The organism is Pseudomonas sp. CP-1, from assembly GCF_021213715.1.
Taxonomy (GTDB): Bacteria; Pseudomonadota; Gammaproteobacteria; order Pseudomonadales; family Pseudomonadaceae; genus Pseudomonas; species Pseudomonas aeruginosa.
Window position 1 is genome coordinate 74413 of sequence record NZ_JAJQKY010000016.1, and the last position, 17108, is coordinate 91520.

Sequence of the window (17108 nt, forward strand, 5' to 3'; positions counted from 1 at the left end):
CATCCGCAGTTCCCGCTTCGGCGGCGCGGCGCTAGCCGGCGCTGTCGCTGCCGAAGCGTGCCAGCTGCATCTCGCGCAGCCGGCTGAGGGTGCGACGGAAGGCGAAGGCCAGGTAGCCCTCGGTATAAAGTGCCTCCAACGGCACCCTGGCCTCCAGGTAGAGCGGCACCTTGCGGTCGTAGCATTCGTCCACCAGGGCGATGAAGCGCCGCACGCCGTCGTCGTGCACCGACAACTGCGGCAATTCGCGATCCCCCGCCTCCACCAGTTGCGCGCCGTCCTCGGTGCCACGGGCTATGCGGTCTTCGCGCTGGCTGGCGCTCAGGCACGGCAGGTCGTCCATCAGGATCGCCCGGTAGCGGTCGCAAAGGCCGATGAAGTCCAGCGCCGACAGCGGCGCCTCGCAGAGCTGCGCATAGCTGCACCAGAGCACCGATTCGCTGTGCCGGTGCACCGCCAGCGGGCGGTGCCCCAGTTCGATGGGCTGCGTGGATGCCGCTTCGCCGGCACTCAGGCGCGCGAAGAGTTCGGCGAAACCGCTCGCCTGCCCCGCCTCCACCACCCAGTAGCGTTGCTCGGCCCGGCCGGGATGCAGGCGGTGGTCCTGGCCGCCATCCACCGCGACCACCGCCATGTGCCGCTGGATCGCCTCGATCGCCGGGAGGAAGCGTTCGCGGTTGAAACCGTCGGCGTACAACTGCTCCGGTGGCTGGTTGGAAGTGGCCACCAGCACCACGCCCTCCTCGAACATGATGCGCAGCAGGCTGCCGAGCAGGATGGCATCGCCGATATCGCTGACGAACAGCTCGTCGAAGCACAGCACCCGCACGTCCCGCGCCAACTCGCGGGCCAGGGCGCGCAGCGGGTCGGCGGTGCCGGTCAGTTCGAACTGGCGCTGGTGCACCCACTGCATGAAGTGGTGGAAGTGCTGGCGCCGCGCGGGCACGCGCAGGCACTGGTAGAAGTGGTCCATCAGCCAGGTCTTGCCGCGCCCTACCGGCCCCCACAGGTAGACGCCCTGGATCGCGCCGTGGCGGTGCGGCTCATGCAGGGCCTGGAAACAACGCTCCAGCGCCTCGGCGGCGCGCCGCTGCGCCTCGTCGGGAGCGAAACCGCGCTGTTCCACGGCCTGGCGATAGGCGGCGAGCGGCGACGTGGCCGGCAGATCGGGAGAGGTATCGGGCATCGGGCAGTTCCACCTGGCGCAGAACGCGGAGCCAGACGCTCCGCAAAGCGCCGAGTCTACTGCGCCCGACTGGGTTTGGGCGAATAACCGCTTGCGCTTATCCGCCGCGATCCCGAGCGCCTGAACTCAGATCGACAACCGCACCGCGCGCTCACCATCGATCCGCTGGCCACCGCGCTTGTTCACCACCAGCTCGCCGATGGCGATCAGCCGCGTGCGCGTGACGTTGCGGCTGAGTCCCAGCAGGTTGGCGGTATGCACCTGGTTGCCGTGGCAGAAACGGTACGCCGCGCGCAGCAGGGCATCCTCGACCCGCCCATGGAGGTTCTCGCCCTGCTCTTCGAACAGCCGCTGGAAAGCCTGCTGCAACAAGTGCTCGGCGGCGCCGCTCGCCGGGCCCCCGCGCGCCAGCTCCTCGCCACGCTCCAGGCGCAGGTTGGACAGGTGCAGGTCATCCGCGCGGATCAGCCCGTCGCGGCAGATCAGCAAGGTATGGTGGATGACGTTCTCCAGCTCGCGGATGTTCCCCGGCCAGGAATAGGCGCGCAACTTCTGCGCCGCCTCCGGGCTCAACTGGCTCTGGCCGTAGCCCAGGCGACGGCTGTACTCGGCGATGAAGTGGCGGGTCAGCGGCAGGATGTCGCCGGGTCGCTCGCGCAACGGCGACAGCTCCAGGCTGACGACATTGAGCCGGTAGTACAGGTCCTCGCGGAAGTGCCCGGCGTTGATCGCCCGCTCCAGTTGCACGTTGGTCGCCGCCAGCACGCGCACGTCGATGGGGATGCTCTTGCGCGACCCCAGGCGCACCACCTCGCGCTCCTGCAACACACGCAGCAGCTTGACCTGGATCGGCATCGGCAGGTCGCCGATCTCGTCGAGGAACAGGGTGCCGCCGTTGGCTTCCTCGAACCAGCCGGCCTTGGCCGCCAGGGCGCCAGTGAAGGCGCCCTTCTCGTGGCCGAACAGCTCGGCTTCCACCAGCGACTCGGAGAAAGCCCCGCAGTTGACCGCCACGAACGGGCCGTTGCGCCGCGCGCTGAGGTTGTGGATATGCCGCGCCACCAGTTCCTTGCCGGTGCCGGTCTCGCCGATCACCAGCACGCTGGCCTCGCTCGGCGCCACCTGGCGCAGGTGTTCGAGCAGGGCCTGGGACTTCGGGTCCTCGAAGACCTGGGCGGTGGCGCGGATCGAGGTCGCCAGGTTCGGCGAACGTGGCAGCGTCAGCAGCCGGTCGGGAGTATGGGTAGAAGCGTTCATGAGTAGAAGGTCGGTTGCGGCGGTGACTGGTTCAGCGCCCAGTCGCCCAGCTCGCGGATCTTGTAGTCCAGCGGGTCGTGCAGGGTCTGGGTGCGCAGGTTGCGCCAGTAGCGGTCCAGGCGCAGGGCGGCGTGAGTGGAGCGGGCGCCGGTGACTTCGAACATGCGGTTGCACAGGTCGAGGCCGTTGCGCGTCGCGGCGACCTTGGCGGCGGCGATGGCCAGGGCCAACTGGCCGCGCTCGCTGGCGTCCAGCGCCGGGCCCTTGGACCAGGCGGCGTCAAGGCGTTGCGCGGCGCGCTCGACCAGCGCCCGGGTGCTTTCCAGGCCGACCCAGAATTCGCCGTAGCGCGCCAGCACATAGGGGTCGGCATTGGCCTCGGCGACCTCGGAGCGGAACCACGGTCGCGCTTCGCGCAGGGTGTACTGGCGAGCCTCCTCGAAGGCGCCTTCGGCGATGCCGAGGAACACCTCGGTGAAGATCAACTGGGCGATCAGCGGCCGCAGGCAGGCGAACGGCGTGCTCAGCGGCCCGGGATCGAGCAGCAACTCGCTCTCCTCCACCCGCACTCGCTCGAAGATCGCGCTGCCGCTGTCGGTCTGCCGCTGGCCCATGTTGTCCCAATCCTGGCCCAGGCTGATACCGCTGCGCGCGGTGGGGATGGCGGCGATCAGCAGCGGCCCGCCCTCGCCGTCCAGCGCCGAGGCGATGAGCATCTCCGAATCGCGGGCGCCGGAGCAGAAGCTCTTCTTCCCGGAGAACTCGCGCCAGCCGTCGAAGCGCCGGGCCACGGTACGGTTGTCCAGCGGGTTCAGCGCGTTGCCCCAGAACCAGCGGTTGCGCGCGGTCAGCTCGAACCACGGCTGCCATTGCTCGGGCCGCGAGAACAGGCGCACGGTGGCCAGCATCAGGTGCTGGAAGCCGTAGACGTGGGCGATCGAGCTGTCGACCCGGGCCAGTTCGCGCACGGTTTGCAGGGTTTCGCTCCAGCTCGCCCCCAGGCCGCCGTATTCGCGCGGAATGATCAGCGACAACAGGCCGCTGCGGCGCAACGCGTCGCGCTCGGCCTTCGGGGTGCCGCCGGCGACGTCGCGCTCGGCGGCGTTCTCGGCGAAATCGGCGGCCAGGCGCCGGGCAATCTGCAACGGCGTTTGCGCCTCGGGGCGGGTCTTCGCATTCACAGGGCGTTTCTCCTCGGGGGCACGGCCGCTCAAGCGCCGGCGCGAGCCGGCAGCACGTCGTTGGCAATCATTTCGCCGAACGGCCCGGTCAGGTTGGTCAGCCCACGGCCGGCCAGGCTGGCGTAGGGTTCGGGCAGCAGCGGGAAGACCAGTTCGGCGAAGCGGTAGGCCTCTTCCAGGTGCGGATAGCCGGAGAAGATGAAGCTGTCGATGCCAAGCTCGGCGTACTCCCCGATCCGCTCCGCCACCTGCCGCGGATCGCCGACCAGCGCGGTGCCGGCGCCGCCGCGCACCAGGCCGACCCCGGCCCAGAGGTTCGGCTGGATCTCCAGGCGATCGCGGCGGCCGCCGTGCAGCGCGGCCATGCGTCGCTGGCCTTCGGAGTCGAAACGGGCGAAGGACTGCTGCGCGGCGGCGATGGTCTCGTCGGAGATGTGTTCGATCAGCCTGTCCGCGGCGCGCCAGGCTTCTTCGGCGGTTTCGCGGACGATCACATGCAGGCGGATGCCGAACTTCACCGTACGCCCATGGCGAGCCGCTCGCTGGCGCACGTCGGCGATCTTCGCCGCCACCGCCGGCAACGGCTCGCCCCAGGTCAGGTAGACGTCCACCTGTTCGCCGGCCAGTTCGTGGGCGGCCTCCGAGGAACCGCCGAAGTACAGCGGCGGATACGGCCGTTGCAGCGGCGGATAGAGCGCCTTGGCGTTCTCCACGTGGATGTGCTTGCCGTGGAAGTCCACCGCCTCGCCCTGCAGGACGCGCCGCCAGACCCGAAGGAACTCGTCGGTGACCTCGTAGCGCTCGGCGTGGCCGAGGTGGATGCCGTCGCCGCGGTTCTCGTCGGGATCGCCGCCGGTGACCACGTTGATCAGCAGGCGCCCGCCGGACAGGCGGTCGAGGGTCGCCGCCATCCGCGCCGAGACGGTCGGCGAAACGATTCCCGGACGGATCGCCACCAGGAAGCGCAGGCGCTCGGTCAGCGGCGCCAGCGCCGAGGCCACCACCCAGGAGTCCTCGCAGGAGCGTCCGGTGGGGATCAGCACGCCGTGATAGCCAAGGCTGTCGGCCGCCTGTGCCACCTGCTTCAGGTAAGGCAGCGAGACCGGCCGCGCGCCCTGGCTGGTGCCGAGGAAGTGGCCATCGCCGTGGGTCGGGAGGAACCAGAACACGTTCATCGGCGCACCTCAGGCGATCTTCAACAGTTCGGAGCGTCCGCCGAACAGCGGCGCGGCGCGCTCGGCGGCGAGGCGGATGCGCGCCTTCAGCGGCTCGCTGACGATCCGGTAGTTGTCGAAGTCGGCCTCGCTGGCATAGACCCCGATGGGCAGGGTGATCGCCTGGAAGAAGCTGAACAGCGGGCGCAACTGGTGGTCGAGGACCAGCGCGTGGCGCTCGGTGCCGCCAGTGGCGGCGAGCAGCACCGGGGTGTCGATCAAGGCGTTGAGGTCGATCAGGTCGAACAGGTGCTTGAGCAGGCCCGGATAGGAGCCACGGTAGACCGGCGAGGCGACCAGCAGCAGGTCGGCGCTTTCGATCTCGTCGAGCACCGCCTGCAGTTCCGCCGGCGCCTGGTTGCGCGCCAGGGTAGCGCCCAGCGGCGCGGCGATGTCGGTCAGCTCGATGACCCGGCTGTCGATCGGCAGCGACTGGCCAAGCTCGGCGATCAGGGCCTGGGTGAGTACCAGGGTGCGGGACGGGCGATAGGTGCCGCCGGAGACGGCGACGACTTTGAAGGGGCTGGTCATGGGATTTCCCTGTGGACTGTTGCGCTAGGTGCAGTGCCCTGGAGCAAGGGCCGTACCAACGGGGAAATGTGCGTTTTCCGGGCAGTTGCGGCGGGTTTCCGGCCTCGGCCTGTCAGCCACGCAACAGCGCTGCTGTCCGACTGTTGCCCGGGCAACAGTTCAGTTCAGCTTGTAGGCCTGGAGCAGGAATATCTGGAATGCCCGCGCCGAATACTGGTCGCCCGGCGGCAGGACGAACGGCGGCAGGCGCCCCTTGCGGCGCTTGACGTCGGCCCAGCGCTGGCCATTGCGCGAATGGAACTGGCAGAACGGCTGGTCGCCCAGGTAGAACACCCCCGGCCGCGGCTCGCGGATGCGCGGCCAGCGGCGCAGGCAATCCAGCAGCGGGCCGAGGTCGGCGAGTTGTTCCGGCGAACAGTACGGCATGCAGCGATCCTCTTCGCCGGGTCGGGAAACCAAGGTTGCTGTGACTGGAGGACCGGGCGGACTCGGCGCGGCCGGGAAAGCGGCTACCGGGAGCGAGCGACACAGGCGAGCGGAGCGAGGCATGGCGACGTCCCTGGTCCGGCCAACGAGATTCACCGCTCCGTTGTAGAACAGCCGCCGTCCGGGTTCTTGCCGGTTTTGTGGGGGAATTGTGAAAGACTGTAAAGCACCACGCTCACTTGCCCACCAGCGAGACCACGTTGTGTCGTGGCGAGGTTTCCAGCTCGCCGATCTTCTCCAGGCGGGCGCGCACGATGTTGCGGCTGATCCCCAGCAGGCGTCCGGTCTGCAACTGGTTGCCGTGGCAGAAGCGATAGGCGGCACGGAACACGGTTTCCTCGATGTGCTCGTAGAGATCCTCGCGGTTTTCCTCGAACAGTGCCTGCAGCGCCGCTTCCAGCGCCGAGCCGGCGGCGCTCTCGGGAGCGCGGCGCAAGCCGCTCGGCTCCTGGCGCGCACGCATGTCGATGAGGTGCAGGTCGGCCGGCTGGATCAGACGGTTGCGGCAGACCAGCAGCGCGTGGTGGATGGCGTTCTCCAGCTCGCGGATATTGCCCGCCCAGGAATGCCCGAGCAGCTTGCGCTCGGCTTCCGGACTCAGGCTCGCGCTGGTGTAGCCGAGGCGCCGGCAGTGCTCGACGATGAAGTACTCGGCCAGCGGCAGGATATCGCCGCGGCGCTCGCGCAACGGCGGCAGTTGGATGGTCGCCACGTGCAGGCGGTAGAACAGGTCCTCGCGGAAGTGTCCGGCGACCACCGCGTCAGCCAGGTCGACGTTGGTCGCCGCCACCAGCCGCACGTCGATGGGGATCGGCCGGCGCGAACCGAGCCGCACCACCTCGCGTTCCTGCAGCACGCGCAGCAGCTTGACCTGGATGCTCGGCGGCAGGTCGCCGATCTCGTCGAGGAACAGGGTGCCGCCGTTGGCTGCCTCGAACCAGCCGGCCTTGCTCTGCAACGCACCGGTAAAGGCGCCCTTCTCGTGACCGAACAGCTCGCTCTCCACCAGGCTCTCGGCGAAAGCACCGCAGTTGACCGCGACGAACGGGCCGCCGTTGCGTCCGCTGAGGGCGTGGATATGGCGCGCCACCAGCTCCTTGCCGGTGCCGGTCTCGCCGATGACCAGCGCGTTGGCCTCGCTGGGCGCCAGGCGCTCGATGCGCTCCAGCAGCTCGCGGGAACGGGGGTCGTTGAACACCAGCACGGTGGCGCGCACCGATTTGGTCAGCTCGCGGGCGTGGGGATGGGTGATGACGGACATGCTGGGTTCCGAGCCGGGGAATGTGCGCCCATCTTGCCCCAGGAACCCATAGATTAAAAAATTCTGAATTCGTATTTATATATTCGAATAAAAAATATAACCCCGCTCATTAGGGCAGTACGCCAAGCAGCGACCAGACTCGGCGCGCCTCCGAGTCCGCATTGATCAGCTCCGCCAGCAACTCGCTCAGCGGCTTGTTGCCCCACTCCACCGCGCGCTTGATCAGGTAGGGAACCGGGCTGTGCGGCTCGGTGCGCGCCAGGTAGTCAGCGATCAGCAGCAATTGCCGGTAGGCGTCCTCGCGACTGGTCGGCGCGCCAGCCGGCCCGCTCGGCGCGCTCGCCGGGACGCTTTCCTCGCCGTCCGTGTCGCCTTCGCTGGCATCCGCCTCCGCGACCGGGGGCTGTTCTTCGGACAGCGGCGCTTGCGGGTGCATGGCGATGAACTCCTTGAGCAAGGCCAGCCATTGCGCGATGACCTCGCGCAATGGCTGGCAACTGGGGGCGAGTTCGCCCAGGCAGCGGTCGCACCACTGTTCCAGGCGCAGTAGTTGCTGCTGGCAGGCGAGCAGGCTGGCCTGCTTGCGCTGCCATTGCACCAGGGGCTCCGCGCGCAACGCTTCGTCTAGCTTCTTCTGCTGAAGTTGCGCCGCTTCCAGCGCCGCCTTGGCGCTCTTGCTGTCGCCGCTGGCGACCTGCTGGCGCTGCAACCTCTGCCAGGCATAGAGGGTGATCTCGGCGAACGCGCCCTGCCCCATCAGCGGCAGGCGCGTGTGCAGCAGCTCGGCATAGCGGCGCAACAGCCAGTCGATGGGCGGCACCCGCCACGACTGGTCGCCGTCCTGGGCTTGCGGATGCACCTCCTCGGGGTAGCGCTCGCAGAGTTCCGCCAGCAGCACCAGCGCGCGCTGCAATCCGCCCAGCCCGCCGCGTTGCAGCCAGGCCTCGCCGAGCCAGGCGGCGAGCATCAGGTCCTTGCTGCGCCGCTGCAACAGTTCGCTGGCCAACTGCTCCACCGCGGCCCAGTCGGCGCGCTTGGCCTCCGCTTGCCAGACGCCGGTCGGCAGGCTGCTGTCGTCCTCCCGGCGCAACTCGCGCAGGCGGTCGTAGTCCGGGTCGTAGCGCAGGCTGGGGCCGCACGGCTGTCCGGGGTCGATCGGTTCGAGCAGCACTTCCAGGGACAGGGCGTTGCCGGAAAGAGGCAGGGTCATGGGGTACCTCCGGTGCTGGCGACGGTGGCCGGCAACAGCGTCGCAAACGGCGATTGCGGCGCGCGCACCGGCAGCGGCTGGATGGACAGCGGGGTCTTGCCGCCAAGGCTCATCAACGACAGGCGGAGGAACATCCGCGCCTCGTTTTCCGGGCTGTAAGGCGCATACACCGGCAGTTGCAGGACCAGCGGAAACTCCGTGTAGTCGACGTTCGGCGGGCGCTGCCGGGAGAAGTGCGCGCGCATCATGCGCAACAGCGCCCAGGAGCCCTGGTAGCTCCAGCCGGCCTCGAGGTCGGCCACCGCCAGGCTGGCCTGGCGCGGGTCGTCTGCCGGACGCTGCGAGCCGTTCTTCGCCCAGCGCAGCATGATTTTCAGCGGATCGCCGACATTCCAGGTCAGGCCCTTGTCCTGCGCGCCGGGGAAACGGCTTTCCTGGTCGCCCGAGTATAGGCTCCAGGCGATCACCTGGTCGGCGCCGCGTTCCAGGCTGCGGTCGCTGCGCCAGTCGATGTCCAGGGCGACGCCGAGCAGGCCCGACTTGTCGCGCTCGAACAGCGGGCCGAGCCAGCGCTGCGCCTGCTCCAGGCGGCGGACGAAGTCCTCGGCGGCCGGCAGGTCCGGCGAGCGAACCTGGGCCAGCCCTTCGCGCACCTGCGGCAAGCGCGTCTCCATCAGTTGCAGCAGGTGCCGCACCCGCCCCGGCTCGGCATCGGCCGCTTCCAGGCTGTAGGCGAACGGGAAGCGTCCGGCGAGGTACTGGTTGAAGTAGTCGGCGAGGTCCTTCCAGGCCTGCGCCGCCTGCTGCTGTTGCAACGACTGGCAGCGCCCGAGCGCGCCCTGGCGCAGGTCCACCAGGCGCGTCGCCAGGTCGCTGCGGCTGGACGGCAGGAGCACGCCGTTGAGAATGTCGGCGCAACTGCCGATGTCCATCTGGTTGAAATCGTTACCCACCAGCTTCGCCAACTGCGCCGCGGTGCTCGCCGGGTTGTCGGCCTTGAATTTCTGCAGTTCGGCGTTGAGCGCGCTGAAGCGCACGAACGCGTTGTAGTCGGCGGTGGCCAGGCTGGATTGCTGCGCCTGCAACCACTCCAGCGCCGGGGCGTGGCGTTCGGCGACGGCCGCCATGGCATTGAACTGGCTGTTCAGGCTTTGCTTCAGCTCGGCACTGTCCTGGGCGCGGAACATCTGCAGGCCGAAATTCGGCGCGCCCGACCAGCGGCTGAAATCGACCGGCTCGCGCAGCACCGCCTGCTCGTCGATGTCGCGCAGGGCCTGGCCGATATCGGCCACGGCCAGCGCGTTGAGGCTGAGCAGCAGGCGCGCGCCGGCCTGCAGGTCCTGCAACTCCAGCAGCGCCGCCTGCAACACCTGGACCTGCTTGACCTGCACGTCGAAACGCGAGGCATTGCGACTGGCCAGGCTACGACTGCGCGGCCCGAGGCTTTGCCACATGGCCTCGGTCGCCGCGCTGGCGGCGGCGTGCAGGACCGAATAGCGATAGCGCGGGTTGAGCGATGGCAGGGTGCTCTCGTAGTAGCCGGTGAAGTCGTTGAAGAAGCTCAACGCCTGAGTCACGCCGATATCGTCGATGCTCAGCAAGGAGTGGTCCGCCAGTGTCTTGTCCGCCAGGGCCACGGAGACGAAGTCCTTGGTCTTCAGGTCATCGATGGCGCGTTTCAGACCGAGCAGGTCATCGGCCAGCTTGAGCGTCGCCCCCTGTTTCACCAGCAGGCCGTCGCCGGCAGCCTCCGGAGGCGCGATCCATTCGCTGCGAAACTGCTGCTGCAACTGCACGGTGAGGTTCTGCAGTTCCTCCACGCGGTTTCCCAGCAAGCTGCTTTGCTGGGCGCTCTTGAGCAGGTTCTGGTAGCCAGGGACGAGATCCTGGCCGACGCCATTGCCCCAGATCAGGTTGATGCGGTTGACCTGTTGCTGCAGGTGGTTGATCAATTCGCCGATCCCCAGCAACTGGGCCGCCGTGGCGTCTCGTTCCTGGCCGAGCTGCGCGAGTTCCTGGGTCAGGGCATTGCCGGTGCGTTCCAGGCTGTCGGTGAGGAAGTAGGCGTTCAGCCAGCGTGCCATCAGGTCATGGAAGTTATCCGCCGCCGTGGCGCCGACCCGGCCCAGGTCGAGGGCGGCGAGATCGGCCGGACGCTCGGCGAACAGCGTGCGGTTGTAATAGGCCAGGCGCGCCAGGCTGCCGGCGTTGTAGCTGCTGCCCAGGGCGTCGTTGCTCAGTTGCAGGAGATCGTCGAGCGGCGTCTTGCGGTTGTCGATGGCCTGGGCGAACAGGCGATTGTGGCGCTCCAGGGTAGTGGCGCGGGCGACCAGGTCCTTCGCCGCCAGGTAGTCCTTCCACTGGCTGGGGTCGTCGCCCTCCTTCAGGCCGGGTTGGCCGTCGCTGCGGATCGCCCGCAGGTCGCTCGCCTCGCCTTCCAGCAGGCTGCGCAGCGGGCGTACCAGCAGGCGCTCGGAAACGCGGCGATACGCGCTGTCGATGCGTGCGTCCAGGGAGGAAAACCAGGAACTGGGGAATGCCAGCGAGGTGAAGCGCCAGCGCGGCGCCTGTGCCACCAGTTGCCACCAGGCCTGGACGTTCTGCCGGACCTGGGCGGCGCGCCGGGTGTCGTCGTCGAGCGGCTGGTAGCGCTCGCTGGCGCCATGCAGCAGTTGCGACAGTTCGCCGGCGTCGCGCAGCGCGTCGCGCCAGACCCAGGTCATCAGGCCGCCCCAGAGCAGGCACAGGCACAGCGCAGCGAGGCCGATACCGCGCTGCCAGCGCTGGCGCAGCTGGAGGATGCGCGGCACCGCCTGGGCCAGGCCTTCCTCGGCAAGGATCCGCCGTGCCCACAGTTGGCTGGCGAAGCTGCTGCGCCGACGCGGCGCGTCGACCGCCGGCAGGGCTTCGTCGCTTGCCGCCCCCGCCGCCTCGCTGCCGCTCAGGTAGAGACCGCGAAAGCGCGGCGCCTCGCCCCTGGCGTTGCCCTGGAAGACCGGTTCGAGCAGCGCCTGCAACGAACCGCGGAGGCTTTCCAGGCGTGGCGGCAGGCAATACAGGTCGTTGTTCACCTGGCCGCGCAAGGTACCGAGTTCGACGATCGACTCGGTCAGGGTGACGGTGATTTCCTCCAGCGCCTGCTCGCACCAGCGCGACTGCCAGGCCGCCTCGGCGGCGAACGGCGAGGACCAGCCGAGGGCGCGCTCGCGCGCCTCCTCGGGCAGCGCCGCGAGAAGTTCCTGGAAACCCGGCAGGTCTTCCAGGCCAGTGATCACCACGTACACCGGCAGGCTCAGGCCAAGGCGCTGGGTCAGCTCCACGTAGCGACGACGGGCGGCGAGGCCGAGGGCGGCCGCCTGCTCGCCATCCTGCAACCGCGCCAGCGGAATGTTCCAGACCACCCCGTCCAGCGCGCGCCTGCCGCGCAGGCGCAGGAACAGACGCAACAGGCGCAGCCAGGCGCCGCTTTGCCGGCGCAGGCCCTCGTCGGGCAGGAACACCGACTCCGGCACCAGCAGGATCGCCCCCTCGCCGTCCGACCACCAGCGGCCGAACCAGGCCGGACGCGCCACCGGCAGCAGGCGCCAGGTGGCGCACAACTGCTCGCCCTCGGTCTCGTTGCCGAGCATCAGCAGCCAGGGCGCTTCGTAGCGGCCCTGCCAGCCCTGCTCGCGCTCCATCTGCCGGACCGCCGCGTAGAAGCTGCGGATCTCCGTACCGCCCCGGGTCCGCCACCACCAGCCCAGCGCCCCCAGCAGCAGCGCCAGCAGCACCAGGAGGAGAACCAGCATGAACAGCGTCGCGCCGCTCATGGCGCCTGCTCCGCATCGGCCAGGTGGGTCACCGCCGCCATTTCATGCTGGATGTCGCGCCAGAACAGGTGCCCGATGCCGCTCATCAGCAGCACCAGGCCGAGCACCGCCAGGCCCAGGCGGAAACCGTCCGGCAACGCCGCGCGCACCGGCAGGCGCCGTGGCGGCGCGGCGGCAGGCTGCTCAAGGCGACGGCCGAGGTCGGCGGCGTCCGCCTCGCGCTGCCAGGCGAAGGCGAACAGCGCCTGCCGCCACTTCTCGTGCAGCGCCTCGCCGCGCGGCCCGCGCAGGCGACCGCGGAAGCCGAGGATCAGACATTGCAGGTAAACGTTGGCCAGGTCGCGACTGGCCGGGGCGCGTTCGTCGAGCAGGCGCTTGATCGCCAGCGGCAGGTATTCGCCCGCCTGGCGACTGCCGTAGAGATGCGACTCCAGCGGTTTTTCCTGCCAGGCGCCCTGTCCCGGCCAGGCGCTGAAGACCAGAGTCTCGTCGACCAGGGCGACGAAGGCATAGACCATCGCCTTGACCTGCACGCCCGCCGCGTCGCCGACGCTGGCGAAGGCGCTGCGCCACAGACGCCGGGTGATGCGGGTGGACAGTTCGAGGGCGCGCTCGACCATCCGCGGCACATCCTGGGCGTCGCGGTCGAGGGCGCCCCAGGCCTCCAGCCATTCCTGCCAGGCCTGGCGGAATGCCGTGCTGAGCGGCTGCTCCTGGTACGCCTGGGAAAAAAGCCCTGCACTCCCTTCGGGCATTGGCGGCTCCTTCCTGTCTAGGTGTTGTCGCTGCCGTCGGCGACGAACAGCACGATCTGCCAGGGACTGCTGGCGACCCCGCTGACCGGCGCGACGATGCGCAGCGGCTGGCCGGCATCGAACCAGTCGCCGGCGCCCTGCACGACGAACAAACGGGTGTCGTCGCCGACGCTGTAGGCCACCTGTTCCTGGCGATTCATCGGCTGCCGCGCCAGCCCGCTCATGCGCTGCCGGGCGAGCAACGGCAGGTGCGGATCGGAGGCGACGATGGCGCGCTCCAGCCAGTCAGCCGCCGCCTGTTCGCCGGCGCCGGCGGGCATCCGCAGGCCGACCACCAGGCGCTGACGCGGCGCCGGATCGGGCAGGCGTACGGAAAACACCTGTTCCTCCTGCTCGAACGGCAGGCAGCGGTAGCCCGCGCGGATCGACTCGATGGCCCGCTCCAGCCAGTCCAGCAGCGGCTCGTAGCCACGCCGCAGGTCGAGGAAGTCGAGCGCTTCGAAGGCCGGCACGCCGGCCAGCGGATCGAGCGCCGCCCAGGCCCCGGCCAGGCCCAGCAGGCTGCCGTGCAGGGCCAGCGGCGAGGCCGCGCGGCTTGCCAGCAGGCCTTCCACCTCCGGCAGGCGGGTCCAGAGCGCGGCGAGCTGGCGACGGACTTCCACCGCGTCGTCCTGGTTACCCGCCTGCTGCGCCAGGCGCAGGCGCCCGCCGAGGAACAGCGCCTTCTCCCGGGCCCGCGCGCAGAGCGACTGCACGCGCCTGCCCAGGGGCGATTCCGGCAGCACCAATGGCGTCGGCGGGACGTAGGGCAGGCTGACGTAGGCGCCGCCCTCCTTCGCCACGCGCAGCAACGGCAGACACACGGAGTCGGCCTTGCCGTCGTCGCCGACCAGCCGCAGCGACGCTCGCCAGACGGTGATCGGCTCGGGGTGCTCGCCGCTGGCCAGGTCCGGCAGCGGCGCGCCGACCCGCGATTGCAGACGGCCCTTCAGCGGCAGCAACTGACCCGCCCGCCACAGCGGACTGACCGCCAGGTGGACGTTCAGCAGCGGCCCTTCGGCGGCCGCCAGCGCTGTCTCCAGGTCGAACTCCAGCGGCGCGTCGACACCAGCCTGCACGCTCACCGGCAGGCCGTCGGGCAGGATCGCTTCGAGGTGCAGGACCCGCACCTGGCCGGCGCACAACGCCGAGGGGTCCAGTTCCAGGGCGGTCACGCCCCAGAACCAAGGGTTGCAGGCCTGTCCGGTGCGCGCCGCCAGCGCCTCGGCACGCAATCCCTGCAACTGGAAATGCTGGGGAAGCAGTTGCATCCCTTCGTGCCAGCACACCGCGTCAGGCAGAACACTCATACGACTCCCCTTCGACGTCCTACGTTGTCGTGCACGACGGTCGCTCGCCTGCCCCTTCGCTAGGGCGCGGCGGGATCGTTGACCAGTCGCATTTCCCGGGTATCCAGACGCAGCCAGACGCGCTGCTGCTGGTCGAGGCGCAAGCGGTGCGCGCCGGGTGTGTTATAGCCGGCGAAGACCAAAAGTCCAGTTGCGCGGTCGCCGCGCAAGGGGAACGACTCCGACTCGATGAACTGCCCCGGGACCAGCTCCAGGCTCCACACCGCGAACTGCTGCCGGTAGTCGCGGCGGTACTGCTCGCGATTGGCGAACCACTGGCTGGCCGGCAGTCCGGCCAGTTCCTTGAACAGCTCCGCATCCTTCACCGCGACGAAGTCCACGGCGATCGGCGAGTCGTCGTTGGCGCGCGCGGCGACATCCAGGGTCAGCCGCTGCAACTCGACCCGCGGCGCGAAGAAATACGAGCAGCCGGCCAGCGCCAGGATCGCCAGCGCCAGGGAGAATTTCCGACATATGGTGAAACATCCGTGCTTCATGGGAGTCCAACGAAAATTTTATTTTGCAAATCCATAGACCTGTTCTAGCGTCTTTTGTAGTTCGTCGCCAGTGACGGACCAGAGGGATCGCCAAGGACAGGTTCTGCGCCGTTTTCCCTGTCATGCCTGTGATCCAGCAAGGGACTGCGATGATCAGGGCATCCCCCGATGCATTGCGCCCCCACCATTGCATCGGAGTCAGCCGCCATGGCCGAGAGTACGCAGCACAAGCTGGACCGGGTGCGCCCGCCGCGCGTGCAGATCACCTACGACGTCGAGATCGGCAACGCCATCGAGAAGAAGGAACTGCCCCTGGTGGTCGGTATCCTCGCCGACCTCTCCGGCAAGCCGGATACCCCGCCGGCGAAGCTGGTCGAACGGCGTTTCGTCGACATCGACCGCGACAACTTCAACGAGATCCTCTCCTCCATCTCTCCCCGCGCCACCCTGCAGGTCGACAACACCATCAGCGGCGACGACAGCAAGCTGAACGTCGAGCTGCGCTTCAACCACATCGAGGACTTCGACCCGGTCAACCTGGTGAAGCAGGTGGTCCCGTTGCGTCGCCTGTTCGAAGCGCGCCAGCGCCTGCGCGACCTGCTGACCAAGCTCGACGGCAACGACGACCTCGACCAGTTGCTGCAGGACGTGGTGGCCAACACCGAAGGCCTGCAGGAAATCAAAGCGGCCCGCCCGGAAGCCGAAGCGGCCCCGGCCGGCGACAGCGAACCCCCGGCCGACCAGCCAGCCTGACCCTCTTCCCGGAGAAGCCGCCATGCCCAAGTCATCCGCCGCCGGACAATCCGGCGAGAGTTCGACCCAGACCCTGTCCCTGCTCGACGAGATCATTGCCAAGGGCCGCATGGCCCACGACGACAGCCAGCAGGACTACGCCCGCGACATGCTCGCGGAATTCGCCACCCAGGTCCTCGACGAGGGCATGGCCGTCGACAAGGACACCGTGGCGATGATCAACGACCGCATCAGCCAGATCGATGCGCTGATCAGCGACCAGCTCAACCAGATCATCCACCACCCCGAGTTGCAGAAGCTGGAAGCCTCCTGGCGTGGCCTGCACCAACTGGTGAGCAACACCGAGACCAGCGCGCGGCTCAAGCTTCGCCTGCTGAACGTCGGCAAGAACGAACTGCAGAACGATCTGGAGAAGGCGGTCGAGTTCGACCAGAGCGCACTGTTCAAGAAGATCTACGAAGAGGAATACGGCACCTTCGGCGGACACCCCTTCAGCCTGCTGATCGGTGACTTCACCTTCGGCCGCCATCCGCAGGACATCGGCCTGCTGGAGAAGCTGTCGAACGTCGCCGCGGCTGCCCACGCGCCGTTCATCGCCGCCGCCAGCCCACGCCTGTTCGACATGAACAGCTTCACCGAACTGGCCGTGCCGCGCGACCTGACCAAGATCTTCGAGAGCCTGGAGCTGATCAAGTGGCGCGCCTTCCGCGAGAGCGAGGATTCGCGCTACGTGTCCCTGGTGCTGCCGAACTTCCTCCTGCGCCTGCCCTACGGCCCGGAGACGCGACCGGTGGAAGGCATGAACTATGTCGAGGACGTCAACGGCACCGACCACTCCAAGTACCTCTGGGGCAACGCCGCCTGGGTCCTGGCGCAGCGCATCACCGAGGCCTTCGCCAAGTACGGCTGGTGCGCGGCGATCCGCGGCGCGGAAGGCGGCGGCGCGGTCGAGGGCCTGCCGGCGCACACGTTCCGCACCAGCTCCGGCGACCTGTCGCTGAAGTGCCCGACCGAGGTGGCGATCACCGACCGCCGCGAGAAGGAACTCAACGATCTCGGCTTCATTTCCCTGTGCCACAAGAAGAACAGCGACGTGGCGGTGTTCTTCGGCGGCCAGACCACCAACAAGGCCAGGCTCTACAACACCAACGAGGCCAACGCCAACGCGCGCCTGTCGGCGATGCTGCCGTACGTGCTGGCGGCATCGCGCTTCGCCCACTACCTGAAGGTGATCATGCGCGACAAGGTCGGCAGCTTCATGACCCGCGACAACGTGCAGACCTACCTGAACAACTGGATCGCCGACTACGTGCTGATCAACGACAACGCACCGCAGGAAATCAAGGCGCAGTACCCGCTGCGCGAGGCGCGGGTGGATGTCAGCGAGGTGGCCGGCAAACCGGGGGCCTACCGCGCCACGGTGTTCCTCCGGCCGCACTTCCAGCTCGAGGAACTCAGCGCGTCGATCCGCCTGGTCGCCAACCTGCCGCCGCCGGTAGCGGCGTGAGTCCGCCCCCGCCGGCAGCGCCGGCGGGGCGCCCTTCCCGTTCCAGACAGCCCCTCTCCAGGAGTCAGAT

14 protein-coding genes are annotated in these 17108 nt (G+C 68.6%); 2 read left to right on the forward strand and 12 right to left on the reverse strand.

Annotation, left to right across the window (positions count from 1 at the left end; translation table 11 throughout):
• Positions 1-31 precede the first annotated feature (31 nt).
• The 12 genes from zapE to LT948_RS25285 all read right to left on the reverse strand — a co-directional run bounded on the left by zapE (position 32) and on the right by LT948_RS25285 (position 14778).
• Positions 32-1186, reverse strand: a complete 1155-nt coding sequence (gene zapE, locus LT948_RS25230) for a cell division protein ZapE (RefSeq protein ID WP_073657435.1) — start codon at positions 1184-1186, stop codon at positions 32-34.
• A gap of 126 nt (positions 1187-1312) precedes the next feature.
• The gene (locus LT948_RS25235; protein WP_003131577.1) at positions 1313-2443 is read right to left on the reverse strand and encodes a sigma-54 interaction domain-containing protein; all 1131 of its coding nucleotides are present in this window, start codon (positions 2441-2443) and stop codon (positions 1313-1315) included.
• Positions 2440-3624 (reverse strand): acyl-CoA dehydrogenase family protein, encoded by a 1185-nt coding sequence (locus LT948_RS25240; protein ID WP_003089464.1) that lies wholly within the window; start codon positions 3622-3624, stop codon positions 2440-2442. Before LT948_RS25240 ends, LT948_RS25235 begins: the two co-directional genes overlap by 4 nt.
• A 29-nt stretch (positions 3625-3653) precedes the next feature.
• The gene (gene ssuD, locus LT948_RS25245; RefSeq protein ID WP_003104713.1) at positions 3654-4799 is read right to left on the reverse strand and encodes an FMNH2-dependent alkanesulfonate monooxygenase; all 1146 of its coding nucleotides are present in this window, start codon (positions 4797-4799) and stop codon (positions 3654-3656) included.
• A gap of 9 nt (positions 4800-4808) precedes the next feature.
• Positions 4809-5369, reverse strand: coding sequence for an FMN reductase (gene msuE / locus LT948_RS25250; RefSeq protein WP_003089470.1), 561 nt, complete (start codon positions 5367-5369; stop codon positions 4809-4811).
• 159 nt (positions 5370-5528) lie between these two features.
• Positions 5529-5795 carry a hypothetical protein gene (locus tag LT948_RS25255; protein WP_003089476.1) on the reverse strand — a complete coding sequence of 89 codons (267 nt, stop codon included), beginning with the start codon at positions 5793-5795 and terminating at the stop codon, positions 5529-5531.
• Between the two features lie 235 nt (positions 5796-6030).
• Positions 6031-7116 carry a sigma-54 interaction domain-containing protein gene (locus tag LT948_RS25260; protein WP_012614153.1) on the reverse strand — a complete coding sequence of 362 codons (1086 nt, stop codon included), beginning with the start codon at positions 7114-7116 and terminating at the stop codon, positions 6031-6033.
• A 109-nt stretch (positions 7117-7225) separates the two neighbouring features.
• Positions 7226-8326: a type VI secretion system protein TssA gene (tssA, locus tag LT948_RS25265; RefSeq protein WP_031634405.1), complete on the reverse strand. Its 1101-nt coding sequence runs from the start codon at positions 8324-8326 to the stop codon at positions 7226-7228.
• Entirely contained in the window at positions 8323-12138 is a 3816-nt protein-coding gene (locus LT948_RS25270; RefSeq protein ID WP_073657434.1) for a type VI secretion protein IcmF/TssM N-terminal domain-containing protein, read from the reverse strand. The genes tssA and LT948_RS25270 overlap by 4 nt, the downstream gene beginning before the upstream one ends.
• Positions 12135-12893 (reverse strand): DotU family type IV/VI secretion system protein, encoded by a 759-nt coding sequence (locus LT948_RS25275; RefSeq protein WP_031692931.1) that lies wholly within the window; start codon positions 12891-12893, stop codon positions 12135-12137. The genes LT948_RS25270 and LT948_RS25275 overlap by 4 nt, the downstream gene beginning before the upstream one ends.
• A gap of 17 nt (positions 12894-12910) precedes the next feature.
• On the reverse strand, positions 12911-14242 hold the full coding sequence (gene tssK, locus LT948_RS25280; RefSeq protein WP_023094023.1) for a type VI secretion system baseplate subunit TssK: 1332 nt from the start codon (positions 14240-14242) through the stop codon (positions 12911-12913).
• A gap of 59 nt (positions 14243-14301) precedes the next feature.
• Complete coding sequence (locus tag LT948_RS25285) at positions 14302-14778, reverse strand: hypothetical protein (RefSeq protein ID WP_003089492.1); 477 nt, start codon at positions 14776-14778, stop codon at positions 14302-14304.
• A 207-nt stretch (positions 14779-14985) separates the two neighbouring features.
• On the opposite strand from LT948_RS25285, the gene tssB reads away from it, so the two are divergent.
• Complete coding sequence (gene tssB, locus LT948_RS25290) at positions 14986-15531, forward strand: type VI secretion system contractile sheath small subunit (RefSeq protein WP_003089493.1); 546 nt, start codon at positions 14986-14988, stop codon at positions 15529-15531.
• A 22-nt stretch (positions 15532-15553) separates the two neighbouring features.
• Entirely contained in the window at positions 15554-17038 is a 1485-nt protein-coding gene (gene tssC / locus LT948_RS25295; protein ID WP_019486281.1) for a type VI secretion system contractile sheath large subunit, read from the forward strand.
• Positions 17039-17108 lie beyond the last annotated feature (70 nt).

Coding starts and splice junctions, on each gene's coding strand:
- LT948_RS25255 (WP_003089476.1), bottom strand. CDS start 5,795: ATGCCGTACTGTTCGCCGGAACAACTCGCCGACCTCGGCCCGCTGCTG.
- msuE (WP_003089470.1), bottom strand. CDS start 5,369: ATGACCAGCCCCTTCAAAGTCGTCGCCGTCTCCGGCGGCACCTATCGC.
- ssuD (WP_003104713.1), bottom strand. CDS start 4,799: ATGAACGTGTTCTGGTTCCTCCCGACCCACGGCGATGGCCACTTCCTC.
- tssK (WP_023094023.1), bottom strand. CDS start 14,242: ATGAGTGTTCTGCCTGACGCGGTGTGCTGGCACGAAGGGATGCAACTG.
- LT948_RS25285 (WP_003089492.1), bottom strand. CDS start 14,778: ATGAAGCACGGATGTTTCACCATATGTCGGAAATTCTCCCTGGCGCTG.
- LT948_RS25270 (WP_073657434.1), bottom strand. CDS start 12,138: ATGAGCGGCGCGACGCTGTTCATGCTGGTTCTCCTCCTGGTGCTGCTG.
- LT948_RS25275 (WP_031692931.1), bottom strand. CDS start 12,893: ATGCCCGAAGGGAGTGCAGGGCTTTTTTCCCAGGCGTACCAGGAGCAG.
- LT948_RS25235 (WP_003131577.1), bottom strand. CDS start 2,443: ATGAACGCTTCTACCCATACTCCCGACCGGCTGCTGACGCTGCCACGT.
- zapE (WP_073657435.1), bottom strand. CDS start 1,186: ATGCCCGATACCTCTCCCGATCTGCCGGCCACGTCGCCGCTCGCCGCC.
- LT948_RS25260 (WP_012614153.1), bottom strand. CDS start 7,116: ATGTCCGTCATCACCCATCCCCACGCCCGCGAGCTGACCAAATCGGTG.
- tssC (WP_019486281.1), top strand. CDS start 15,554: ATGCCCAAGTCATCCGCCGCCGGACAATCCGGCGAGAGTTCGACCCAG.
- tssB (WP_003089493.1), top strand. CDS start 14,986: ATGGCCGAGAGTACGCAGCACAAGCTGGACCGGGTGCGCCCGCCGCGC.
- tssA (WP_031634405.1), bottom strand. CDS start 8,326: ATGACCCTGCCTCTTTCCGGCAACGCCCTGTCCCTGGAAGTGCTGCTC.